The 23,916-nt window shown below is 45.3% G+C and carries 18 protein-coding genes; 10 read left to right on the plus strand and 8 right to left on the minus strand.

Annotated features, from left to right (window positions below; all coding sequences use genetic code 11):
* On the minus strand, positions 1-627 hold the full coding sequence (gene rsmG, locus B5G04_RS12055; RefSeq protein ID WP_087247394.1) for a 16S rRNA (guanine(527)-N(7))-methyltransferase RsmG: 627 nt from the start codon (positions 625-627) through the stop codon (positions 1-3).
* A gap of 10 nt (positions 628-637) precedes the next feature.
* Positions 638-1,489 (minus strand): RsiV family protein, encoded by an 852-nt coding sequence (locus B5G04_RS12060; RefSeq protein WP_087247392.1) that lies wholly within the window; start codon positions 1,487-1,489, stop codon positions 638-640.
* Between the two features lie 345 nt (positions 1,490-1,834).
* On the opposite strand from B5G04_RS12060, the gene B5G04_RS12065 reads away from it, so the two are divergent.
* The 3 genes from B5G04_RS12065 (at position 1,835) to lipB (ending at position 4,055) form a co-directional block, all read left to right on the plus strand.
* Positions 1,835-3,001: a mechanosensitive ion channel domain-containing protein gene (locus tag B5G04_RS12065; protein ID WP_204247017.1), complete on the plus strand. Its 1,167-nt coding sequence runs from the start codon at positions 1,835-1,837 to the stop codon at positions 2,999-3,001.
* Between the two features lie 87 nt (positions 3,002-3,088).
* The gene (locus B5G04_RS19875) at positions 3,089-3,292 is read left to right on the plus strand and encodes a hypothetical protein (protein ID WP_158100101.1); all 204 of its coding nucleotides are present in this window, start codon (positions 3,089-3,091) and stop codon (positions 3,290-3,292) included.
* Between the two features lie 91 nt (positions 3,293-3,383).
* Positions 3,384-4,055, plus strand: coding sequence for a lipoyl(octanoyl) transferase LipB (gene lipB, locus B5G04_RS12070; RefSeq protein WP_022039325.1), 672 nt, complete (start codon positions 3,384-3,386; stop codon positions 4,053-4,055).
* A gap of 221 nt (positions 4,056-4,276) precedes the next feature.
* Here the strand turns inward: lipB and B5G04_RS12075 are convergent, their stop codons facing one another.
* Positions 4,277-6,454 (minus strand): CDC27 family protein, encoded by a 2,178-nt coding sequence (locus B5G04_RS12075; protein ID WP_087247388.1) that lies wholly within the window; start codon positions 6,452-6,454, stop codon positions 4,277-4,279.
* A gap of 75 nt (positions 6,455-6,529) precedes the next feature.
* Here B5G04_RS12075 and mfd point away from each other — a divergent pair, with 75 nt between their 5' ends.
* Together mfd and B5G04_RS12085 are read left to right on the plus strand one after the other, a co-directional pair.
* Positions 6,530-9,898: a transcription-repair coupling factor gene (gene mfd, locus B5G04_RS12080; RefSeq protein WP_087397339.1), complete on the plus strand. Its 3,369-nt coding sequence runs from the start codon at positions 6,530-6,532 to the stop codon at positions 9,896-9,898.
* Between the two features lie 124 nt (positions 9,899-10,022).
* Positions 10,023-11,309: a histidine-type phosphatase gene (locus B5G04_RS12085; RefSeq protein WP_087397342.1), complete on the plus strand. Its 1,287-nt coding sequence runs from the start codon at positions 10,023-10,025 to the stop codon at positions 11,307-11,309.
* On the opposite strand, the gene B5G04_RS12090 is transcribed toward B5G04_RS12085, so the two are convergent.
* The 3 genes from B5G04_RS12090 to B5G04_RS12100 form a co-directional block, all read right to left on the minus strand.
* Entirely contained in the window at positions 11,297-11,713 is a 417-nt protein-coding gene (locus B5G04_RS12090; protein ID WP_337625212.1) for a hypothetical protein, read from the minus strand. The two genes, B5G04_RS12085 and B5G04_RS12090, sit on opposite strands and share 13 nt — an antisense overlap.
* Positions 11,714-11,841: 128 nt before the next feature.
* Complete coding sequence (locus B5G04_RS19880) at positions 11,842-12,012, minus strand: hypothetical protein (protein WP_158098033.1); 171 nt, start codon at positions 12,010-12,012, stop codon at positions 11,842-11,844.
* A 51-nt stretch (positions 12,013-12,063) separates the two neighbouring features.
* Positions 12,064-12,528, minus strand: coding sequence for a GNAT family N-acetyltransferase (locus B5G04_RS12100; RefSeq protein ID WP_087397344.1), 465 nt, complete (start codon positions 12,526-12,528; stop codon positions 12,064-12,066).
* A gap of 274 nt (positions 12,529-12,802) precedes the next feature.
* Between B5G04_RS12100 and B5G04_RS12105 the strand changes: the two genes are divergently transcribed.
* From B5G04_RS12105 to B5G04_RS12120, 4 genes are all read left to right on the plus strand, one after another.
* On the plus strand, positions 12,803-15,454 hold the full coding sequence (locus tag B5G04_RS12105; RefSeq protein ID WP_087212584.1) for a TonB-dependent receptor: 2,652 nt from the start codon (positions 12,803-12,805) through the stop codon (positions 15,452-15,454).
* 51 nt (positions 15,455-15,505) lie between these two features.
* Positions 15,506-16,930 (plus strand): hypothetical protein, encoded by a 1,425-nt coding sequence (locus tag B5G04_RS12110; protein ID WP_087212581.1) that lies wholly within the window; start codon positions 15,506-15,508, stop codon positions 16,928-16,930.
* 220 nt (positions 16,931-17,150) lie between these two features.
* Positions 17,151-18,053, plus strand: a complete 903-nt coding sequence (locus tag B5G04_RS12115) for a metallophosphoesterase (protein ID WP_239414095.1) — start codon at positions 17,151-17,153, stop codon at positions 18,051-18,053.
* Positions 18,054-18,178: 125 nt separating this feature from the next.
* Entirely contained in the window at positions 18,179-19,321 is a 1,143-nt protein-coding gene (locus B5G04_RS12120) for a DUF362 domain-containing protein (protein ID WP_087397346.1), read from the plus strand.
* A 374-nt stretch (positions 19,322-19,695) separates the two neighbouring features.
* Here B5G04_RS12120 and B5G04_RS12125 read toward each other — a convergent pair whose 3' ends face one another.
* Entirely contained in the window at positions 19,696-20,502 is an 807-nt protein-coding gene (locus B5G04_RS12125) for an MBL fold metallo-hydrolase (protein WP_087212578.1), read from the minus strand.
* Between the two features lie 105 nt (positions 20,503-20,607).
* Positions 20,608-22,014: a glucuronate isomerase gene (gene uxaC / locus B5G04_RS12130; protein WP_013616758.1), complete on the minus strand. Its 1,407-nt coding sequence runs from the start codon at positions 22,012-22,014 to the stop codon at positions 20,608-20,610.
* A gap of 301 nt (positions 22,015-22,315) precedes the next feature.
* Here uxaC and B5G04_RS12135 point away from each other — a divergent pair, with 301 nt between their 5' ends.
* Entirely contained in the window at positions 22,316-23,755 is a 1,440-nt protein-coding gene (locus tag B5G04_RS12135) for a tagaturonate reductase (RefSeq protein ID WP_022039143.1), read from the plus strand.
* Positions 23,756-23,916 lie beyond the last annotated feature (161 nt).

Raw genomic sequence — 23,916 nt, forward strand, 5'->3', positions numbered from 1 at the left:
TTATTTGTTTATGCTTACATACACAACCTTTTTCGTATTGAAGTATTCCTCCTTGAAGAAATTTGTCAGTTCCGTGACAATTGCCTGATGCCTTACGGGTAGAATTTCGTGTTGCAGCTCGCCGCCTTTCAGGCAAATCAAGCCGTTGGGCAAGGCATTGCATTGCTCTTTCTTGATATTCTTTCGGACTAATTTCAGCAGGTCGGCCAGTGGCATTACAGCCCGGCTTACAACGAAATTGAACTGTGCTTTTTCTTCTTCAGCTCTGCACTGGCGTGTGGTTACATTTTTCAGCCCGATAGCATTAGCCACTTCCGTAGTTACTTTTATCTTTTTCCCGATGCTGTCTATCAGGTGAAATTTCACTTTGGGGAAGAGAATAGCAAGCGGAATGCCAGGGAACCCACCTCCTGTACCTAAGTCCATCACTTCTGTTCCTGGCCGGAACGAAATAATTTTTGCGATGCCTAGTGAGTGTAACACGTGGTGTTCGTATAAGTTTCCGATGTCTTTTCTGGAAATGACGTTTATTTTGCTGTTCCAGTCGGTATAAAGTTCTCCCAATGCTTCAAATTGTGCTTTTTGGGTATCTGTCAGGGTAGGAAAGTACTTTAGAATGATGTCCATGGTTGTACTGTTACTTTTTCATATAAGGTTGAATATCGTCATAGTTTACCTGTAAACGGAAGTCGCCGGCCGAGTAAGGGGCTATTTCGTAGTGGTTGTAGTAGAATGTCACTCCTTCTTTTTCCAGCAGGAAGTTCGACGGTATGTATAAATATGTATCCAGTAAGATGCCTTGTTCTTGCAGTCCGTCCAATGACGTGATGGTATCGGTATTCAGTCTTCGGTTTGTTTCTTTTATCAGTTCGTTCATGATGAGCTTGCAGATATTGGCGGTATCTTTGGGGTTGAATACATCATTTTTTTTCAATATCGTTCCCGTTTTTGAATCGATGTTCAGGCAGGTGGTTTCAGTGTTGGGATGTGCACCTCCTGTATAACGGAAATTAGTCAGTGTGTAATTCCATACGCCGTTGTATCCTTGCTTCATTTCTGTGTTCAATTGGTATTCGTAGTTGTACCATGCCGGTACGTCGGTTGGTTTCATACCATTGTGCATGTCAGCATCGAACAGTCCTTTTACATCTGTCCTGTATCCGCGTATGTAATTGTCTGCCAGTGTGGAAAGTACTTTGTCGGGAGTCATTGTCATGAAAGCGTTTCCGAAAAGTGTTTTTTGGATGGCTGCGTTGATTCTAGGTGATACCGAATCGTTTTCAGCCGTTGGTTTGAGGTACGAGAAATCCAAGTTGATTTTGCACGATGGAACTTCTTCTCCTTCTTGCAGGTAGATGATGGTGTCTGTGCTCACAGTACATACTTGTGGTGCTGTTTCCGTTTTGTCTTGTTGTAGGCAGCCCGGCAGCATGCAACATCCCGTGACGCTGAATATCAGCGATAAAAATAAGTTCGTTCTATGCTTCATATCATTTGTTTTAGGTTCCTCTGATTTTGATATGACAAAGATAACACAAGTTTGTGAATTTTTTGTATATATTCTCTTAATCTTTTTGCAAAAAGGTTGGAAATATCAGTCGGTTGCTACGTACACGCGTCTTTCGTTATGCAAAGGGTGATGTGGAAAAAATATTTATGAGAACTGTATGTTATCCGGAATGGATTTGGGAATGACGGAATGGATGTCGGGAGAAGGTCTGTTGGAAAAAACTTAGGGGGATTTCTTGCCGGTCTGCTGAACATCTTGTATCTTTAGCGTGTTATTATTTGTAATAATTTATAAAAACATTTGTTTATGGAAACAATACAAAACATCGGTACGTTGGGTGGATGGATGAACGACTTGCTTATTTCGTGGGGATTCTCACCCAAGTATGCCAATATGTTCGACGAAACAGTGGTGGCTGCGCTCATCATATTGTTGGCCGTGGGCCTGAATTATTTCTTCCAAGCTATTGTGGTGGGAGGAATCAAGCGTTACACACGCCGGTTCCCTCGAAAGTGGAATACCTTGCTGGTAGAACGCAAGGTGGTGCATCATCTGCTGCACATCGTCCCCGGCATGTTGATTTATATGCTTTTGCCCTTGGCTTTCGTGAAAGGGAAGGGGATGCTGGATTTTTCGCAGCGTGTCTGTGCCGTTTATATCATTGTGTCTATATTGTTCACTCTGAATGCGGTGTTGCTGGTGATGCTCGACATTTACAATTCAAAAGAAATCCGGAAGAACCATCCTATCCGCGGATTGGTGCAGGTATGTCAGGTGGTACTGTTTTTCCTGGGAGGTATACTGAGTGTTGCCACGCTTATCGATAAATCGCCCGTGACGCTTTTTGCCGGTCTGGGGGCTGCTGCCACGGTGCTTATGTTGGTATTTAAGGATAGTATTCTGGGATTTGTGTCGGGCATTCAGCTTTCTGCCAATGATATGTTGCGGATTGGTGACTGGGTGACTTTGCCTAATGGGACAGCCGACGGGATAGTGCAGGAAATTACGCTGAACACGGTGAAGATTCAAAACTGGGACAATACCATTACTACCATACCTCCTTATACAATGGTGAACAGTACGTTCCAAAATTGGCGTGGAATGCAGGAAAGTGGAGGACGCCGGGTGGATAAGCGCATCTGGCTGGACTTGGATACTATCCGCTTTTGTGCTCCGGATGAATTAGAACGTCTTTGCAAAGATGTTCCGTTGCTTGTCGGTTATGTGCCGGACAAAGGTCAGGTGCCGACCAATTCGCAGGTGTATCGTGTTTACATCGAGCGTTATCTGATGAGTTTGCCGGTGGTGAACCAGGATTTGGACTTGATTATTTCGCAGAAAGAACCTACCGAGCACGGTCTGCCCATTCGTGTATATTTCTTTTCACGCATCAAGGCGTGGCGGGAGTATGAACGTATCCAGTCGGATATTTTCGATCATCTGCTGGCTATGGCTCCCCGTTTCGGGCTGAAATTGTATCAAGGGATCTAAAACGGGAATAAATACCGCAATCAGTCACCGGATAAGATGTCTCCCAAACGAAGATATATTAAGAAGCTGTTTTGAATTTATCGTGCGATGATTTGGGATGAGTTTTTGAGGCATTTTCGCTTTTGTGATGAGGAAGATAGCGGGCTATCTGACGAAGAACAGGAGCGAAAAAGACCAAAAAATCGCCCAAAGCACACACGAAAACGGATACATCAAGACAAGAAAAACTTTTTGGAGAAATTCAAAACAGCTTCTCAACTTTACCGTTTCAGTTGTCTTCGCGGGCTGTAGCAGTTGATTGGAATGGTTTATGAATATAACTTCGTTTTCAGGGGGGGATATTGGCTGGATGCGGAATTCATAATATAAAGCGAAAGGCAAAATGAAAGTATCGTTGGAAACAGAAAATTGGGGTATGATTCCTTATCAGGAAGCATGGGAACGCCAGTCTCGTTTGTTTAATGAGGTGATTGCGGCGCGTGCCGGCCATGTATCTTATATTAATCGGTTGGTGTTTTGCGAGCACCCCCCTGTATATACGTTGGGAAAGCACGGGAAAGAGACGAATATGTTGTTGGGCAAAGAACAACTGAAGCGGATAGGTGCAGAGCTTTTTCATATCGACAGGGGAGGAGACATTACATTTCATGGACCCGGGCAACTGGTGTGTTATCCCATCCTTTGTCTGGAAGATTTTCATTTGGGATTGAAAGAATATGTCTCGGTACTTGAAGAGGCAGTTATCGGTGTGTGCCGCTCCTATGGCATTGAGGGCGGAAGAGTGAAGGGAGCTACGGGAGTATGGCTGGACATCGGCACTTCTTCTGAGCGGAAAATATGTGCTATCGGAGTACGGAGCAGCCATTTTGTCACAATGCACGGATTGGCACTGAATGTGAATACCGATTTGCGTTATTTCGGTTACATCCATCCGTGTGGCTTCATCGATAAGGGAGTGACCTCGTTAGCCAAGGAAACCGGTATGGAAATTCCTATGGAAGAGGTATGCTTGAGGTTGGAAAAGGAACTCCGTGCGCACCTTGTTTCCTTTTAATAATGCATGTCCGCAATTAGCCAATCTGACTGAGTTGAAAACGCAGTAGTACTGCATTTGCCGATGAAGTATATATCCGTAGGCGTATGCAGTATATATTCAACCGCGTATGCAGTATATATTCAACCGCGTATGCAGTATATATTCAACTGCGTATGCAGTATATATTCATTTTTCAGGGGTATGTATTGGCTGTTTGCGGGCATTCATTTTTTTGTCTTTTACAGCATATCTGGAATAAGGTAAAGTGTGTCTTCGGGTACGCCTTGTTCAAGTAATGCTTCTTTGTCGTTTTTGAAGTTCTGGATAAATGCTTCATGGCTTATGCAGCTGTTTTCAGCTTTCCGGTAATGTTCCAAGGCTTCTGGAATTTTTCCAAGTGCCAGATAGGCGTGTCCGGTGTTCAGCCAGTCGGCCATTGGTACATTATCGGGTGTATCTGTCAGTTTGCGATAGAACCGGAGCGCATCTTCGTATTTACCGGTCATGAAGTAACACCAGCCTATGGCACGCTGTGCATTGGCAGGTGCATTGTCCAAGTATTCAACCTTGAAGAAGTATGCCAATGCTTCCTTGTAGCGGCGGAGAGTGGCAAGGCATTGTCCGATTTGGAGCAGAATATTCAAGTCATCGGGCTTCATTTCTTTCACTTTCTCGTAGTATTCCAATGCTTTTGAGTATTGTCGGGTACGTTTGTAGCATTGTGCCAGATGCTTCAAAGTCCAAAGATGGTCGGGCTTGAGCAGGTCGGCTTGAAGGTATGCCCGGATGGCTTCCTCATAGTTTTTCATTTTCTGGTAGGTGTAGCCGAGCTTCTGCATGATTTCGGCGTTGGGCTTTTCTTCCTGGCTCAGCCGGAGATAAAGCTGTGATGCTTCTTCCATATAATCTTTGGCAAACAGGTGGTCGGCGATGTGCTTGATGGCTTCGGTGTGGTGCAACAGCGGACCGAGTGCTTGGCAGTTCCACAGGTCAAGTTTGCTTTTGAATATGTCGTCCACTTCGTTGCGGTACATCCATAGCTTGAAAAAGCGGTAAAGGTCGTGGATGTATTGCCGGCTGACGATTTCGGGTTTTTGAAAGTCTTTTGATGTTTCAGAAAGTGCTTGTATCTGTTCCGCTTGCATTTCGGTTTGTGCATTGAACTGCGAAGTCATGTACTGACGTTGTTGTTCGGGCAGGTTGAAAAGCGTGAGGCAGAATGAGTATTTGTCTGAATTACAGAAGACTGGTGAGTCCATTATCAGTCCCATCATTGAGCGTTGTCCTTCTTTTTCGTCTTTGAAGAGTGGAGCTATTTCGGGGGTTTGTTTATCAAATGGGTAGAACCAATGTGCTGCTTCCCGGAAGAAAGGATAACTTTTCAGTTGTGAGAATGTGCTCATGTAGGTGTCCGCTCCTTCCATTTGCAGTTCGCCTAGTTCACGGATGGTATTTTCCACCTGTGCCATTCCTTTGCTCCATTCCGGATTTTTGTCTTCCAGTTCTTCCAGGTCTAAAATTTTCAGGTCGGTTTTGGCTATGTTGGCAGAACGCATCATTTGCGGGATGATTTCTTCACGCATTTTTTTGCTTATCTTTTCTGTTTCGCGTGAAAGAAGGAGTAGAATTTGTATGGTGAGCAGTTCTTTAGCTGCTTTCGGTTTATCGGTGAGCAGTGAAAGGGCAGCCAGCAGTTCGGGATAGAGGTTGAGGCGTGCCTCTTGGTAGTATGCTACCAGGGCGATACCTACCAGTGCCCGTTGGGTGACTAGCGTGTCGGTGCCTGATTGATAGGCATTGATAAGGAATTGGTACTTGCGGCTGTCGAATATGTGTAGCAGGCTGAGGGTGGTTGCACTGAGCATCACGGCAATATCGTTGGCTGGTATCAGCAATGACGAGAGAAAGGCTTCGGCTTGGTTCTGTTCGTTTTCCGACCATTGTGCCGAAGTCCATATTTTGTAAAATAATTCATCTACCGTCTGTTCATGCCTGATAAAAGGATTTTCTTTTTTGTCTGTCTGCAACGGTTCGGTCACTGGCAGTTGTGACAATGCCATGTCTTCGCTTAACATTTCCAAGGTCATTTGCAATTCTTGCAACGAATGTGCAGGGTGTTGCATTTGCCGGCGGTAGGTGTCGGCAAAATATCCAGTTCCGCGTTTTCCGGTTTTGATGAAGTTTGCCTTGTCGGCCAGTTCATATGCCCTTCTCCACAAGTGGCAGTACATTTTCCCACGTTCGGGGTCGTTTACTCCTTGGGCTGCGTATTGCAGCATATAATTGTATGTAGTTGACAGGCTTTCGATGTCTGCATTCAATTGCCAGTCTTCCAGTTCTACGGCAAAAGCTTGCAGCTGGACGAGTGCTTCTTTCAGCCGCCGTTGGTCTAACAGTTCGATGATGTGTTCGTGCATAAAGTTTTTTATCTGGTTTGACAAGTGCAAATGTAGCAATAATTTTGTAATTTTGCGCCATCTATAGGAATTACAATGGAAATAGCTGGACTTCAACAAATTTATGCCAAACATCCGAATGTGGGGGCTTTGGTGAAACTTTTGCAGAATCAAGATATACGTACTGTTTTTATGGAAGGCACTCATGCTTCGTGTGCTTCTTTTTTTGCATCGGCTTTCATTAAGCAGTATTCCCGGGTGAATCTTTTTATCTTGAATGATTTGGAAGAAGCAGGATATTTTTATCACGATATGGTACAGGCCGATGGTGATGAAGAGATTTTGTTTTTCCCTTCTTCGTTTCGGCGGGCCATTAAGTATGGTCAGCGTGATGCAGCCAATGAGATATTGCGTACGGAAGTATTGGCACGGTTGAAACAGGAGAAACCTGTTACGGTGGTGACTTATCCGGATGCGTTGGCAGAAAAAGTGGTATCCCAAAAGTCGCTGGATGAACGGATGTTGTGTCTTCGTATCGGACAGCACATCGATACGGAAGTGATAACCGGAGAATTGGTAAAATACGGTTTTCATCGTGTTGACTATGTGTATGAGCCAGGACAGTTTGCAATGCGGGGAAGTATTCTCGATGTATATTCGTTCGCATCAGAATATCCGTATCGTATTGATTTCTTTGGTGATGAGATAGACAGTATTCGTACGTTTGAGGTGGATTCGCAACTTTCGAAAGAGAAGAAAGATGCGGTAAGTATTGTTCCCGAATTGTCGGAGGCTTCTGACGGGGATGTGTGTCTGTTGGAGTTTGTCCCTGAGACATGTGTGCTGTGGGTCAAAGACTTGATGTGGGTGCGTGAGCGTATCCAGACGGTACACGATGAGGTTTTTTCTCCTCAGGCAGTGCAGGCATACGAAGGGGAGGAAACCGACTGGGTAAATTTGCGGAAAAAATTAATTTCCGGGCCTGATTTTCTGCAAAAGGCATTGTCTTTCCGGCGGATAGATTTTGGGCATAAAGCGGCAGGCACTCCTCAGGCAACGTTGGCATTCCAAACTTCCATTCAGCCGATTTTCCATAAGAATTTCGATTTGGTGGCGAGCACCCTGACCGATTACCGGCAGCGGGGATATCAGTTGTATATCTGTTCGGACAGTGTGAAGCAGACCGACCGCTTGCGTGACATTTTTCAAGAACGTGGCGATAAGATATCATTTGTGCCGGTAGACCGCACTTTGCACGAAGGCTTCATCGACCATACACTGAAGTGTTGCATTTTTACCGACCATCAGATATTCGACCGTTTTCATAAATACAATTTACGCAGCGACAAGGCACGTAGCGGAAAGGTAGCGCTTTCGCTGAAAGAACTGAGCCAGTTTGAACCGGGAGACTATGTGGTGCATATCGACCACGGTATCGGAAAGTTTGCCGGACTGGTGCGCATCCCCAATGGGAACACTACGCAGGAAGTTATCAAGTTGGTATATCAAAATGACGATGTAGTCTTCGTTTCCATCCATTCGTTGCATAAGATTTCGAAGTATAAAGGGAAAGAAGGCGAGCAGCCTCGCATCAGCAAGCTGGGTACCGGGGCGTGGGAGAAGATGAAGGAACGTACCAAAACGAAAATCAAGGACATCGCCCGCGACCTTATCAAGCTCTATTCGCGCCGCAAGCAGGAAAAGGGCTTCAAGTACAGCCCCGATAGTTTTCTGCAACACGAACTGGAAGCAAGTTTCCTTTACGAAGATACGCCCGACCAGCTGAAAGCTACACAAGAGGTAAAAGCAGATATGGAAAGCGACCGTCCGATGGACCGTCTGGTGTGTGGCGATGTAGGATTCGGCAAGACCGAAGTGGCTGTGCGTGCAGCCTTCAAGGCGGTGACCGACAACAAGCAAGTAGCAGTGCTGGTACCTACTACCGTGCTGGCGTTCCAGCATTTCCAGACGTTCAGCAAGCGGTTGGAAGGAATGCCGTGCAAGGTAGACTACCTGAGCCGTGCCCGTACGGCAAAAGACACCAGCCGTATCTTGAAGGAACTTGCCGACGGAAAGATAGACATCCTGATAGGCACGCACAAGATTATCGGCAAGAGTGTGAAGTTCAAAGACCTTGGGTTACTGATTATCGATGAGGAACAGAAATTCGGCGTGAGCGTGAAGGAAAAACTGCGTCAGCTGAAAGTGAACGTCGATACGCTGACAATGACCGCTACGCCTATTCCGCGTACCTTGCAGTTTTCGTTGATGGGAGCACGCGACCTGTCGGTTATCCAGACCCCGCCGCCCAACCGTTATCCCATACAGACCGAGGTGCACACGTTCAATGAAGAAATCATTGCCGATGCTATCAACTTTGAAATGAGCCGTAACGGGCAAGTGTTTTTCGTAAACAACCGCATCCAGAATCTGTCCGAACTGAAAGCGATGATAGAACGTAACATTCCCGATTGCCGTGTGTGCGTGGGGCACGGACAAATGAAACCCGAAGAACTGGAGAAAATCATCTTCGACTTTGTGAATTATGATTACGATGTGTTGCTTGCCACCACCATCATCGAGAGCGGTATCGATATTCCCAACGCCAATACCATCATCATTAACCAGGCGCAGAATTTCGGATTGAGCGACCTGCACCAGATGCGCGGACGGGTAGGGCGGAGCAACAAGAAAGCTTTCTGTTATCTGCTGGCTCCCCCCTTGTCTACTCTGACCCCCGAAGCCAAACGCCGTTTGCAAGCTATCGAGAACTTCAGCGACTTAGGAAGCGGCATTCACATTGCCATGCAGGACCTTGATATCCGCGGTGCCGGGAATATGCTGGGTGCTGAGCAGAGCGGTTTCATTGCCGACCTGGGTTATGAGACCTATCAGAAGATTCTGGCAGAGGCGGTGACTGAATTGAAGAACGATGAGTTTGCCGAACTTTATGCCGATGAAATCAAAGCGGGTGAAGAAAAACTGAGCGGAGAGGGATTTGTTGACGAATGTACGGTAGAGAGCGACCTCGAATTGCTTTTCCCCAACGAGTACATTCCCAGCAGCAGCGAGCGTATGCTGCTTTACCGCGAATTGGATAAACTGGAATTGGACAAGGATGTCGAAGCCTTCAAGGCAAGGCTGGTAGACCGTTTCGGCAAGATTCCGCCCGAAGGAGAAGAACTGATACGTATCGTTCCCTTGCGCCGGATGGCGAAACGGATGGGCATCGAAAAGGTTATCCTCAAGTTAGAGCGGATGACGCTGTATTTTGTCAGCAACCTGGAGAGCCCCTATTATCAAAGCGAGGCGTTCGGGAAAATAATCAACTATATGTCACAGAACCCGCGTATATGTAACCTGCGTGAGCAAAACGGTAAGCGAAGCATGGTCATCAAAGACGTAAAAGACGTGCAGACCGCCGTACGCATTATGCAAGAGATCGTAAGTATGCCGGCGCAATAAGCGTGACAAATATATTTCAGTCCTGTTTCATTTCAAAGGCTGACGTTATCTTTTAACGTATCAACGGGTGTAAGTGTAGGGAAGAATCTCTACATTTACATCCGTTTTTTATTTATAAGATAGTATGAAAAGATTGTTATCGTTTGTTCCCTTGTTTTGTGTTGCCTTGTCAGTGTCAGCACAGACCGCAAAGGATGAAATCCGCCAAAACCCGGCTTTGGCAGCCGGTAAGTATTATGCCTATCAGGCTCCGTCCGTAGAACTTACTCCGGCTCCTGAAGGCTATGAACCCTTTTACATCTCGATGTTCGCCCGTCACGGTTCACGTTATCTTACCAAGCAGAAAAAATACGATAAGCCCTTGGCTGTCTTGCGTAATGCCGAAAAGCAACATATCCTTACCGCCGATGGGAAACGGGCACTCAAGATAGTGGAAAGTCTGGCGCAGGAAGCCGAAGGACGCTATGGAGAACTCACTCCGAAAGGAGCTGAACAACATCGCCAGTTGGTACGCCGTATGTTTGCCCGTTATCCGCAAGTGTTTACTGAAGGTGTACACGTGGATGCCCGCTCTACCTATAAGACCCGTGCTTTCCTTTCGATGACCGCCGGGTGTGTGGAGCTGAAAGGTTTAAATCCGAAATTGAATATCACCAACGATGCCAGCAATCATGACCTTTATTATATAAAGTATAAGAACGAACCCTACGAAGCTGTCCATTTGGCAAATGCTGATTCGGTCTATCGTGCTGCCGACAGCATATACGTGCATCCTGACCGTCTGATGAAGCAGCTCTTCACCCGTCCTCAGGCTGTGGAAGATCCTACGGGACTGATGATGGACCTCTTCGAACTGGACGGAATCAGCCAAAGCAGTTACAATCAGCCTGATTTGGCGTTCTTGTTTACCGAAGATGAACGTTACGACTTGTGGCAACGTAATAACTTCGAGTGGTATTACGAGAAAGGCGCATCCCCGCTGAGCGGTGCTTGTATGTACAAGGTAGAACGTAACCTGCTCCGTAATTTTGTAGAGACTGCCGATACGGTCATCGCTTCGAAACGGAATTGCGTTACCCTTCGTTATGGGCATGATACCAATCTGGCTCCCTTGGCCACGCTGATGGGGTGCAATCATTTGTCTGCTTCTACCGGTGATTGGCAAAAGATAGCCGATACCTACCGCACCTACCGTATTATTCCGATGTGCGGCAACGTGCAACTCATTTTTTTCCGTAAGCCGGAAAATGATGACATTCTGGTGAAGCTTCTTCTGAACGAGCGTGAGGTGACGCTTCCCGTCAAGACCGATTGTGCGCCTTTCTACCATTGGAAAGATGTCCGTGCTTACTGGCAGAAGGTAGTTGATAGTATTTCCTTACCCGATGTGGAAGTGACTCAGGAAGATTGACTTCTGCCTTGTATTACCTCAATCTGCATTATGCACTTCTCGTTTCCCTGTAGGATGGAACAGCAGAGCGTTACACGGAAATCATGTTCCTGCCACAGGCTGTGCAATGCATAGAGTACGCTTTGACGTGAGCATTCACACAGCAGGGGTGTGCGGACATACCCCTCTGTGTGCAGTCCGCATGTGCATTCCAGAAAGGAAAGACGGTATATCTGTCCTTCTTTCACTACCTTTCCGCTGACTCCAGGCAGTTCGTTTGCTTTGCGGAAGAATGTATCCATGTTGCCGTTGGCATCTTTGTACAGCTTTTCGTAAATGGGTAACACGCCGTTGCGCACGCAATTCTTTCCACACTCAGCGAAAAAACGTTTCCGCTCTTCTTCCGTGAGTCGTGCGATACCCATTCAAAACTTTTAAACCAATTCGATAAATCCATATACCTTATATTATCCTGGTGATTTGCAGGCAAAGGTGACGATTTTCTGTGTACTTCCGCTTACGCCTTTTCCTGCAGGAATAAGATTGCCTGTTACTAAGAAGCTGTTTTGAATTTCTCCAAAAAGTTTTTCTTGGCTTGATGTATCCGTTTTCGTGTGTGCTTTGGGCGATTTTTTGGTCCTTTTCGCTCCTGTTCTTCGTCAGATAGCCCGCTATCTTCCTCATCACAGAAGCGGAAATGCCTCAAAAACTCATCCCAAATCATCGCACGAGAAATTCAAAACAGCTTCTAATTGTTGGCGTGAAAATGATAATTTCACCTCCCCAGTTTGTTGTCGTAATCACCCGTTTGGGTAAGACTAAGTGAGAACTTGTAGTGGAAGTTATGCATTCCGCACACTTCATAGAAACGGTGGGTACGGAGGCGCAGTTGGTTGCAGCACACTTCTATCTGGAGGCAACCTTGGGCTTTTGCCTCATTGTAAGCAGCATTGAAAAGACATCTGCCGATGCCTTGACTGCGGCGGTCGGAGCGTACCGCCAATTCCATAATCTCGCATATCCGTCCGGCGTGGTGCAGCTGGTATTCCATTCGCAGGTTGATGCAGCCAATCACCTCTCCATTTATTTCGTATACTAAGCAAATGTAACAGTCGTTCTCCAATTGTCTGGAGTAAATTTCTTCGAATGTTTCGTACGGAAGCGTTTGGGCCTCCATATCGCATATTAAATTATAAATGGTAAGACAGTCAGTCTGCTGGCTTTTTCGTATAATTTTCATATAAAAAAAGGTATGGTTTCGAATTGCAAAAGTATCAGATTGTACCGATTCTCGTCCTTTATATTGAATAAAATGTCACATGCACTATAAAATTGTCATACATGGTCTGAATTTGTAACACGAATGTAATATCGTCTTCAAAAAATCTTCAAAAAGCACTCTTTTCGCACCTCTTTCGCATGTGTAGCGGAAATGAAACATTTGTGAAACTGTCTTGAAAAACATTGCCTCTACTTTTGCGGCGTCAAACAAGCAAAAAGGGAAAAAGATTGTTATGAGAAAGAGAGTTGTTTTGGGCTTGGCGTTGCTCACGGCAGCCAGTGCCAATGCGATGGACATCAAAGGAAAGATAAAAGATGCAAAGACCGGTGAAGAGATTATCGGTGCATCAGTCGTGGTGAAGGAAGAGCCGTCGAAAGGCGCAGTGACGGGACTTGACGGAAGTTTCAGTCTGTCGGTGAACCGTCCGACGTTTACGATTATCTGTACATATATTGGTTATAAGAGCTACGAAATGCAGGTCACTTCGAAGGATTCGGATATAGAAATACCATTGGCAAGTGATGATGTGCTGCTGGGAGAAGTCACCGTGGTGGCTACCAATCCCGGACGAAGTGAAGCTGGTGCACGCGCCATCGAGCGTAAGGCGATGAACGTGGTGAACGTGATGAGTGCAAAAGCCATCGAGCTTTCTCCGGATATCACGGTCGCGAATGTAATCCAGCGTATGTCGGGTGTGACGATCGAGCGTAACAGCAGTGGGGAAGGGCAGTATGCTATCCTGCGCGGTATGGACAAGCGTTACAATTATACCTTAATTAATGGGGTGAAGATTCCAAGTCCCGATAATAAGAACCGTTTCGTCCCTCTTGACATATTCCCTTCTGAGATGCTCGACCGGTTGGAGGTGACCAAATCACTTACTGCCAATATGGAAGGCGACGGCATCGGCGGTGCGGTCAATCTGGTGATGAAAGATGCGCCTACGGAACGTCAGTTCACGGCAAGCATTTCTACCGGTTATAACGCTATGTATTTCGACCGCGATTTCCAGTCGTTCGACTACGGGGACATAGTGAAAGATTCGCCATACGAAGCGATGGGGAAACCGGAAGATTATCAGGTGACACAGGATAACTTCACGATGTCGAACTTGCGGATGAAATGGAAGCGTCCGATGCCCGACCTTACAGCAGGCATTTCTTATGGAGACCGTTTCTTCGATGACAAGCTGGGCGTGATGTTGGCGGGAAGTTATCTGAATACGTATCGTGGCAAAGAGAGCCAAATTTATTATCAGCCCGGAACTTCGCATAACGGTATCGTGTACCGTAATTATTCCACCCAACAGACCCGTATCGGTGCCCATGCCAAGCTGGATTATCACATCAACGAAAACCATAAGTTGACTTGGTACAATGGCTATATGGACATGCGTGAAGCGGAAGTACGTGATGGGGAGGACGATCAGGAACGTGCAGTCCGGATGAAGTGGAACCGCCAGTACATTATCAATTCAACCCTGAAAGGTGAACATCAGTTCTTAGAAGGCGGAGCCTTGAAACTGAATTGGTCGGCGGTCATTTCGAAAGCTTATAGTGAAACGCCGGACAATGCGGAAATATTCCTGCAAGGGACACACCTGCAGACATCGGGTGCGGCTACACGCCGGTGGGAACACAATTCTGATAAAGACAAGGCGGGATATGTAGACTTGAGTTATAAGTGGCAGCTGGACGGAGGTCCGGTGTTCGATTTCTCAATCGGCGGTATGTATCGTGATAAGAAACGTGACAGCTTCTTCAATGAATATACTTTCGATTCGGCTACCGGAAGCAAGGATCCGCAATATTTGGGCGAGGATTGGAATAATTTCGATGAAATCTTGATTACACCGCGCCGTTATGGTAATATCGGCGACCCGCTCAACTATGACGCTTCAGAAAAAGTAGGGGCAGGCTATGGCATGGTGAAATATACCTATAATAAATGGGAATTGATAGCGGGTGTCCGTGTGGAACATACCAATCAGGGATATGTATTGAAATTCCCGCGTGATGTAGACCCCGAAGGCAATCAAAAGTATACGGATGTATTGCCCAGTTTCCACGCAAAATACAATGTGCACGAAAATGCCAATTTGCGTTTCTCATACGCCCGTGCCATCAATCGTCCGAGCTTCTTCGAAATTGTGCCTTATAGCATTATCAACGAAGACTATAAGGAAAAAGGTAATCCCGACTTGAAGCATACGGTTGCGGATAATGTGGATTTGCGTTACGAATTTTTCCCGAAGTCTTCGGAGCAGTTTATGGTCGGCCTGTTTTATAAGAATATTCAAAATCCGATTGAATACGGTTTGATAAACGAGGGTCAGGATACGTATTACCAACCGATGAACTTTGGCGATGCAACCAATTTGGGTGTGGAAGTGGATATTATGAAATATTTCAATTGGTTCGGTATCAAAGCGAACTATACGTATACACACTCGAAGATAACAACTGATAAACGCATCATGGAAGGTTCGGAAGTAAGGACTCAAAAACAATCTCGTCCATTGTTTGGTCAAGCTGCCCACGTGGCAAATCTTTCCTTGCTCTTCAAGAGCACGAAATATGGATGGGAAGGGCAAATCGCCGGAAGCTATACAGGCAAACGTCTGAGTGATATTTCGAACTGGTATGATAATGATATTTGGGAAGACGGCTATTTCCAGTTGGACGTATCGGTAGAGAAGAGCTTCAAATGTGGCGTGAATATATTTGCGAAAGCTTCCAATCTGTTGGATGTGCCCTTGTACCGCTACATTCAGAACGGACCTCGCACGGCAAACATTGATTATGAACGTCATAATGGCAATGTTATCGAGCGTAAAGAATGGCACGGACAGACCATTATGTTAGGTGTAAGGTATAAATTGTAAAAAAGAAAAACAGAACATATTGACTAACAAACACATTTAATCTTTTCAATTATGAATTTTAAGAAGTTTTTATTCGTAGGTGCAGCTTTGATGAGCGTATCATTCTTCGCTGCTTGTAGTGATGATGAGAACGAACCGCAGAATCCTCCTGTAGAAGAACCGGATGAACCGAATGGCGATGATCCGGAAGGTCCTGTAAGTCTGGAAGACCAATGGAACAATACCAATACGGTGACTTGGCCGGTTGATACAATAATCAACCTGACTAATCATTACACGGTGCCCGAAGGCAAAACATTGATTATTAAAGAAGGTGTCCAAATCATCGCCAGCACAGCCGGTGTAGGAGCGAACCATGTGCCTGTAGAGTTTACGGTAAATGGAAACTTGTATTGCGAAGGTACAGAAGAAAAACCTGTTCGTTTTTCTATTCCTGAAGCCGACCGCACAGAGGCGAATATTTTTGCAGGTCTTTGGGGGGGTATTGTAGCTTCGGAAACTTGTGGCGAAATGTTGATTGACCATACAATCATAGAATATACCGGTGGTCAGGTAGTAGAAGGTTCTCCTGCAGCAACTTCGGGTGTGTATACCGCCGGTGACGATGCTTATCCGCAGATTACTACCAATAATATCAATGGTAAATACGTGATTACGAATTCAATCTTGCGTAACGGATGGTCGGATGGCATTTATTTGATGGGTGGTGAAGCGATTATTATGAACAATGTCTTTGCCGCTAACGGATTCGATGGTGCTGAGGCTGTAAACGTGAAAGCAGGTTGCAAGGTAGACATTGCCGGAAACGTGATGTTCAGCCCGAACACCAACGGCTTGAAGCTCTCTAGTTCAGGTCAGAGCGAAAACCGTGCCCAGGCTTTGGTTCAAGCTTACAACAATACTATCATCAATGCAGGATGGAGACGCGATGGAGAAAAAGGCGGTTGCATCTATGTAGAGAAGAATATTTTGGCTAATGTATTCAATAATTTGATGGTAAACTGCAAGTTCCGCGCGATGACTCCGAGCTTTGACATTCCGAACGACCCCGAAGAAGGTTACGATGACGATTCTGTAATTGATTACAACTATTATGCATCGGGTAACCAACCGAGTGATATTGTATGGGATGGTGAAGACGAATCGGGTGTGGCATACGCATGGCAAGGTTATAACTATGAACACGAAGATTACAATGTAGGTGTGGTAGACGTGCATAGCGTTATCGCTACAGAAAACGATTTGAAAGATCCGCAATTTGTTGGTTTCGACATCAATGGTGTAGGTTTGACCGACTATGTTTACAACGATGCTTGGGACTTCCATTTGCAGGCAGGCTCTCCGGCTCTGACGGGTGCTTGTGATGGTACAGAGGCATTTGCCGCTCCTTACTTCTCGACAACCGGCCTGACCGTTAACGGCGAAACTTATACTTCACCGGCAGTTGCCGCTCATTATGGTGCATATGGGGAATAATGCGGTATCTCTGATACAACTCTGATATACATTCTTTTTTCCTAAGAGGTCCGGGACCGGAAATAACTCCAGTACCCGGATTTTTTATTAAGACATACAGCAGGAGGTTTCAGTTTTAATTCAGAATTACCTCCTAATTTTGTCGCATAATTATTAATCAACATTTATCTTTAAGCAAATGAAATCAATGAAGAAAATAGGAATCTCTTTATTCCTGGTAATGGCGGCTGTAGTCGCTTTCGCGCAAGATGCGGCAACGTGGAAATCTTTGGAAAAACCGCTTAATTTTTATTTGGCAAACGACCTTGGGCGCAACGGTTATTACGATCAGAAGCCGATAGCCGAACTGATGGGTAAAATGGCAGAAACGATTGATATCGAATTTGTAGTAGCTGCCGGTGACGTGCATCATTTCGAGGGGGTGCGCAGTGTGCAAGACCCTTTGTGGATGACCAATTACGAACTGATATACAGCCATCCCGATTTGATGTTGCCCTGGTATCCCATTTTAGGGAATCATGAATACCGTGGCAATACGCAGGCGGTGTTGGATTATAGCAATGTCAGCGCACGGTGGGAGATGCCGGCACGCTATTATACAAAGGTGATGGAGGAAGACGGGGCGACTATCCGCTTGGTGATGATTGATACGCCACCTTTGCTTGACAAATACCGTGAAGATACCGAGAAATATCCCGATGCAGGCAAACAAGATATGGACAAGCAGTTGGCATGGCTGGATTCGGTATTGACTTCGGCCAAAGAAGACTGGGTAATGGTGGTAGGCCATCACCCCATCTATGCCGATACCGATAAGAACGATAGCGAACGGACGGACATGCAGAAGCGGGTAGACTCTATTTTGCGCAAGCATGGCAATGTAGACATGTACGTATGTGGCCATATCCATAACTTCCAGCACATCCGTAAGACGGACAGCAAGATTGACTATGTGGTGAACACTTCCGGCTCGTTGGCACGCGAAGTGAAACCGGTAGACGGCACGCAGTTCTGTAGCGGTGCGACAGGTTTCTCGCTCATTACGGTAGACAAACACGAGCTTTGCCTACACATGATGGACAAGGACGGGAAAGTGCTCCATACGGTTCGCCGTACGAAATAAGACATTGTGATATAATAAGAAAGCGGATTAATGCAGATTGGAAGGATTTGTGTTAATCTGCTTTTTTATTGCCTGTAATGTGATTTTCGATTATCTTTGCGGTATCGACCAAAAGGAATAAGACAATGGATGAAGTAAAAACAAAAAGCAAGGTTTATTATACCGATTTCCGGTGCAAACCTGATGAAGGGCCTGCTGACAAGCTGAAAAGGCTGATAAAGGCAGCAGGTCTGAATACAATAGATATGGACGGAAAGTTTGTCGCTATCAAGATGCATTTCGGCGAACTGGGGAACTTGAGTTTCCTTCGTCCGAACTATGCACGGGCTGTAGTGGATATGGTGAAACAATGTGGTGGGAAGCCATTCCTTACCGATTGCAATACATTGTATCCGGGCAGCCGCAAGAATGCCATTGAACATCTGTATTGTGCATGGGAGAATGGCTTTACGCCTTTGACCGTAGGCTGTCCGGTGATTATCGGCGATGGCCTGAAAGGAACGGATGACATCGCGGTGCCTGTGGCTGGAGGTGAATATGTAAAAGAAGCGAGAATCGGCCGTGCCGTAATGGATGCCGATATTTTTATTTCACTCACTCATTTCAAAGGGCATGAGATGACCGGATTCGGAGGCGCAATAAAGAATATCGGTATGGGATGCGGGTCGAGAGCCGGAAAGAAAGACCAGCACTGCAACGGAAAGCCTGTTATCAATCAGGATGCATGCAGGGGGTGTAAGAGGTGCATGCGCGAATGTGCGAATGACGGTCTTGTTTTTGACGAAGGGCGGAAGAAGATGTCTATCAACCAAGACAACTGTGTAGGTTGCGGACGCTGCATCGGGGCATGTAATTTTGATGCAATCGGCTTTGCCCAAGATGCGGCAATCAAAGAGCTGAATTGCCGGATGGCTGAATATACGAAAGCCGTAGTTTATGGCAGGCCAAACTTCCATATCTCCTTGGTGTGCGATGTCTCGCCGACTTGTGATTGCCATTCGGGCAATGACACTCCGATTATACCCGATGTGGGCATGTTCGCATCTTTCGACCCGTTGGCTTTAGACCAGGCATGTGTAGACGCTTGTTTGAAACAGACTCCTTTGCCCGATAGCCAGTTGGCGGATGAAATGGCAAGTCCTCATTTTCATGACCATCATGACCATTTCGACAATACCAATCCGAACGCGGAATATAAAACGTGTTTGGCTCATGCTGAAAAAATCGGGTTGGGCAACCGTGATTATGAATTGGTACGTGTAAGATAGCTCCTGATACATATCGTTTAGCTGATTTATACTATGCGCAATATAGATTTGTGCATTTTGTTGATGCTATCATAGAACACAGACTACACAAGAATACACAGAAGGAAAATATAAAAATCTGTGTTCGTCTGTGCCTTTCCGTGTCTTCTGTGTCCTATTAAAATACACAATTTCATACCGCGCATGGTATAAAAGGTTGTCGTTATTATCTTCTTGCTTCAACGCACGCAGATAGCTTCGTCTGGTGTAAGATTAATAATCTTCCGCTTGTAAGATTAATAATCTTGCAGCCTGAAGATTAATAATCTTACAGCAGATGAACCTATATGTGTCGGCGCATCTATCTGTGGGACTTTTTCCAGAATCAGACAATCTTATTCGAAAGTATACAACTCTGAAGGCAGCGTGCGCTTTAGTGCGCAAAGTTGTATATCGCGTCCTGCTACGATGCCTTGTTCGCGCAAGGCAAGTTCTACGGTCTTGTATGCAAGTTCCGGATGGTTGTTGTCTTTGCTTAGATGGCAAAGCCAAAGTACCTTCAGGTGGGAAGGAAAGTGCTCGGCAATAAACTGGGCTGCCTCACGGTTGCTCATGTGTCCGTTTGGCCCGGCGATACGTGCTTTCAGATAAGGGGGATAAGGTCCCATCTGCAGCATGGCATCATCGTAATTGGCTTCCAGAATCAGGTAATCGGCACGTTCGATGTATGAAGCAGCTGTAGGGGTAATGTGGCCCATATCGGTAAGAAAGGCGAAAGTCTTGTCGCCTGTTTCTATGCAATAACCCACATTGTCTGTACCGTCATGAGGCACCTCGAAGCAGGTTATGGTGAAATCACCCAGGCTGATAGTTTTTTCTTTTTCTATCAGACGGATGCAGTCTGCCGAAAGTTTTTCGGTCATGCAGTAGCTGCGCTCCATACCTTTGTGGATAGCCTGTGTGGCATAGACGGGGATATTATACCGTTTGGCAAGGTTGCCTACAGCTTTTATATGGTCGGCATGGTCATGTGTGATAAAGATGGCGTGGATACACTGCATGTCAATGTTGTAATCCTTGAATATTTTCTTTACAGTGCGGATGCCTACTCCGGCATCTATTAATATACTGCATGTCTCGGTGGCAAGATAATAACAGTTTCCGCTGCTTCCGCTACCTAAGCTCATAAATTGTACCTTCATGTTCTTTCTGTCTTTTTGTTTTTAGGAGCGGACAAAGATACGAAAAAGAAAGAAGCCCGCCAAATAGCGGGCTTTCTCATGCAAAATCTGATTTATGAAGAACGATTAGAAATTGAAATAATTCTTTGCGTTGTTATAGCAAATATCTTCTACCATTTGCTGGATGCGCGGCATTTCTGATTCCGGGAGTTCTCCGTTTTCAACATCATTGCCTAACAAATTACATAATGTGCGGCGGAAGTATTCATGACGCGGATAAGACAGGAATGAACGCGAGTCTGTAAGCATACCTACAAAGCGGCTCAACAAGCCCAGCAGTGAAAGCGCGTTCATCTGCTTTTCCATACCGTCTTTCTGATCGAGGAACCACCAGCCCGAACCGAACTGAATCTTGCCCGGTACCGAACCGTCCTGGAAGTTGCCCAGCATGGTAGCAACGACTTCATTCGCGCATGGATTCAGGTTGTACAGGATGGTTTTAGTCAGTTTGCCTTCAGAGTTCAAACGGTCGAGGAATTTCGACATTGATTTGGCTGTGTTGAATTCACCGATAGAGTCAAAACCGGTATCCGGTCCCAATAACTTGAACATCTTGCTGTTGTTGTCGCGGATAGCTCCGTAGTGATATTGTTGTGCCCAACCGGTTTCCCAGTCCATTTCGGCAAAGATAACCAACATAGCCGACTTGAACTTCAGGATTTCTTCTTTTGTCAATTCCGTGCCGCCGTATACTTTATTGAATATCGCACGGATTTCAGCATCTGTATAGTCTTCAGCATAGAATTCTTCGATTCCGTGGTCTGACAATCTACATCCTTGTTCTGCAAAGAATGCATGACGTTTGCGCAAAGCGTCAATCATGTCATCGAACGAAGAAATGTTTACGCCGCTTACTTCCGCCAGTTTTTCGATGTAAGCACGATAGTTGGCTGCAGATTCTACAGCCATGGCCTTATCGGGACGCCAAGCCGGAAGCATCTTGATTTCGAAGCCGCTTTCGCGTGTTGCGATATGATATTCCAAAGAATCTACAGGGTCGTCTGTCGTACATACTGTCTCTACGTGGTAGCGGCGCATCAAGTTGCGTGCAGAGTATTCAGGAGTAGCCAATTTGGCATTACATTCTTCGAATATTTCACGTGCGGTAGAGGGGTTCAGGATTTTATCGATACCGAAAGCGGTTTTCAGTTCCAGGTGAGTCCAATGATACAAGGGGTTACGGAATGTGTAAGGAACAGTTTCTGCCCACTTCTCGAATTTTTCCCAATCTGTGGTGTCTTTTCCGGTACAATAGCGTTCGTCTACACCGTTGCTACGCATAGCACGCCATTTATAGTGGTCACCGCCCAGCCAGATTTCTGTGATTGACTTGAATTGATAATCATCGGCTACCATTTTCGGAATCAAATGGCAATGGTAATCGATAATAGGCATCTTGGCAGCGTGGTTGTGGTATAATTCCTGTGCAGTTTCTGTTTTCAACAGGAAATTTTCGTCCATAAATTTTTTCATATAAGTTTTCTTTTTGGTTTATGTTTTTTGTTAGGTATTTTCACTTTTTCTAATTGCTGGAACGATTTTTTATGCTGAACAACACAAATATCGTTTTATTCTCCGTTATCGAACACGAAAATAGAAATTTTATTTGGAATAACAAAATATTTCGTATATTTGCAGCGAATATTTAGTAAAATTAATCACTTCGTTGATGCGTAGGTTATGTGCTTGATAAATATTTTTTACCATTTGTGAAGGTGATTTGAACTTGAATATGTATTGTATGCAACAGTAAACCTAAAAATAAATACAAAGTATGAGACCGTTAAACAAAGAAAATGCGAACAAGCCTGTTCGTCCTGAAAGAATCATTCAATTTGGTGAAGGTAACTTTTTACGTGCGTTTGTCGACTGGATTGTTTATAATATGGACCAGAAGACAGATTTCAATAGCAGTGTAGTCATTGTGCAGCCTTTGGGTAAAGGTATGATTGATACGCTGAACAATCAAGACTGTTTGTATCACGTTAATTTGCAGGGACTTGATAAAGGTCAGGTGGTGAATAGTCTGACATTGATTGATGTAGTAAGCCGTGCATTGAATCCATACAGTCAATTTGACGAGTTTATGAAACTTGCCGAGCAGCCTGAGATGCGTTTTGTGATTTCGAATACTACCGAAGCAGGTATTGCTTTCGACCCTTCGTGCAAACTGGATGATGCTCCTGCTGCTTCTTATCCGGGTAAACTGACCCAATTGCTGTATCATCGTTTTAAGACATTCAATGGTGATATGTCAAAAGGTTTGATTATTTTCCCTTGCGAATTGATTTTCTTGAACGGGCATAAGCTGAAAGAAACCATTTATCAGTATATTGAATTGTGGAATTTGGGCGAGGATTTCAAGAATTGGTTCGAAAAAGCCTGCGGTGTATATGCTACTTTGGTAGACCGTATCGTTCCGGGATTCCCGCGCAAGGAAATTGATGCTATCAAAGAAAAACTGCAATATGATGATAACATGGTGGTACAGGGTGAAATTTTCCATTTGTGGGTAATCGAGGCACCGCAAGAAGTGGCAAAAGAATTCCCTGCAGACAAGGCAGGTCTGAATGTCTTGTTCGTTCCGTCTGAAGCTCCGTATCATGAAAGAAAAGTTACGTTGCTGAACGGTCCGCATACCGTATTGTCACCGGTTGCATATCTGTCGGGAGTAAATATTGTCCGCGACGCTTGCCAGCATCCGGTTATCGGCAAGTTCATCCACAAGGTGATGTTTGACGAACTGATGGAAACCTTGAATTTGCCGAAGGCTGAATTGGAACAATTCGCTCATGATGTACTGGAACGCTTCAACAATCCGTTCGTTGACCATCAAGTGACCTCTATCATGCTGAACTCATTCCCGAAATACCAGACTCGTGACCTGCCCGGCTTGAAGGTATATTTGGAACGTAAGGGTGAACTTCCGAAAGGCTTGGTATTGGGACTGGCTGCTATCATTACTTATTATAAAGGCGGTGTACGCGAAGACGGTGCTGAAATCGTTCCGAATGATGCTCCGGAAATCATGGATTTGCTGAAGCAGCTGTGGGCGACTGGCGATACACAAAAGATTGCTGAAGGTGTATTGGCGGCACAGTCTATTTGGGGCGAAGATTTGAATCAGATTCCGGGATTGACCGCAGCCGTAAAAGCTGATTTGGACAGCATTCAGGAAAAAGGTATGTTGGAAACTGTGAAGTCGATTCTGTAATAGTGCCTTAACTTAATTGTTAGAAATTCCATGTGGGGGAGGGAAGTGATTTTTACTTCCCTTCTTTTTTATGGGTCCAAGTTTCTTAGTTCCTATGTTTGTAATGTGCTAGCAAAATAGCATAAAGCCAAGAGAATTATTAAATTTGTAAATGAAAGAAA

This window comes from Bacteroides sp. An51A (assembly GCF_002161565.1).
In the GTDB taxonomy this organism is placed as follows: domain Bacteria; phylum Bacteroidota; class Bacteroidia; order Bacteroidales; family Bacteroidaceae; genus Phocaeicola; species Phocaeicola intestinalis.

Excerpts from the sequence above, each read along its gene's own strand:
- rsmG (WP_087247394.1), bottom strand. The coding sequence starts at position 627 with ATGGACATCATTCTAAAGTACTTTCCTACCCTGACAGATACCCAAAAA.
- B5G04_RS12060 (WP_087247392.1), bottom strand. The coding sequence starts at position 1,489 with ATGAAGCATAGAACGAACTTATTTTTATCGCTGATATTCAGCGTCACG.
- B5G04_RS19875 (WP_158100101.1), top strand. The coding sequence starts at position 3,089 with ATGATTTGGGATGAGTTTTTGAGGCATTTTCGCTTTTGTGATGAGGAA.
- lipB (WP_022039325.1), top strand. The coding sequence starts at position 3,384 with ATGAAAGTATCGTTGGAAACAGAAAATTGGGGTATGATTCCTTATCAG.
- B5G04_RS12075 (WP_087247388.1), bottom strand. The coding sequence starts at position 6,454 with ATGCACGAACACATCATCGAACTGTTAGACCAACGGCGGCTGAAAGAA.
- mfd (WP_087397339.1), top strand. The coding sequence starts at position 6,530 with ATGGAAATAGCTGGACTTCAACAAATTTATGCCAAACATCCGAATGTG.
- B5G04_RS12085 (WP_087397342.1), top strand. The coding sequence starts at position 10,023 with ATGAAAAGATTGTTATCGTTTGTTCCCTTGTTTTGTGTTGCCTTGTCA.
- B5G04_RS12090 (WP_337625212.1), bottom strand. The coding sequence starts at position 11,713 with ATGGGTATCGCACGACTCACGGAAGAAGAGCGGAAACGTTTTTTCGCT.
- B5G04_RS19880 (WP_158098033.1), bottom strand. The coding sequence starts at position 12,012 with ATGATTTGGGATGAGTTTTTGAGGCATTTCCGCTTCTGTGATGAGGAA.
- B5G04_RS12100 (WP_087397344.1), bottom strand. The coding sequence starts at position 12,528 with ATGAAAATTATACGAAAAAGCCAGCAGACTGACTGTCTTACCATTTAT.
- B5G04_RS12105 (WP_087212584.1), top strand. The coding sequence starts at position 12,803 with ATGAGAAAGAGAGTTGTTTTGGGCTTGGCGTTGCTCACGGCAGCCAGT.
- B5G04_RS12110 (WP_087212581.1), top strand. The coding sequence starts at position 15,506 with ATGAATTTTAAGAAGTTTTTATTCGTAGGTGCAGCTTTGATGAGCGTA.
- B5G04_RS12115 (WP_239414095.1), top strand. The coding sequence starts at position 17,151 with ATGGCGGCTGTAGTCGCTTTCGCGCAAGATGCGGCAACGTGGAAATCT.
- B5G04_RS12120 (WP_087397346.1), top strand. The coding sequence starts at position 18,179 with ATGGATGAAGTAAAAACAAAAAGCAAGGTTTATTATACCGATTTCCGG.
- B5G04_RS12125 (WP_087212578.1), bottom strand. The coding sequence starts at position 20,502 with ATGAAGGTACAATTTATGAGCTTAGGTAGCGGAAGCAGCGGAAACTGT.
- uxaC (WP_013616758.1), bottom strand. The coding sequence starts at position 22,014 with ATGAAAAAATTTATGGACGAAAATTTCCTGTTGAAAACAGAAACTGCA.
- B5G04_RS12135 (WP_022039143.1), top strand. The coding sequence starts at position 22,316 with ATGAGACCGTTAAACAAAGAAAATGCGAACAAGCCTGTTCGTCCTGAA.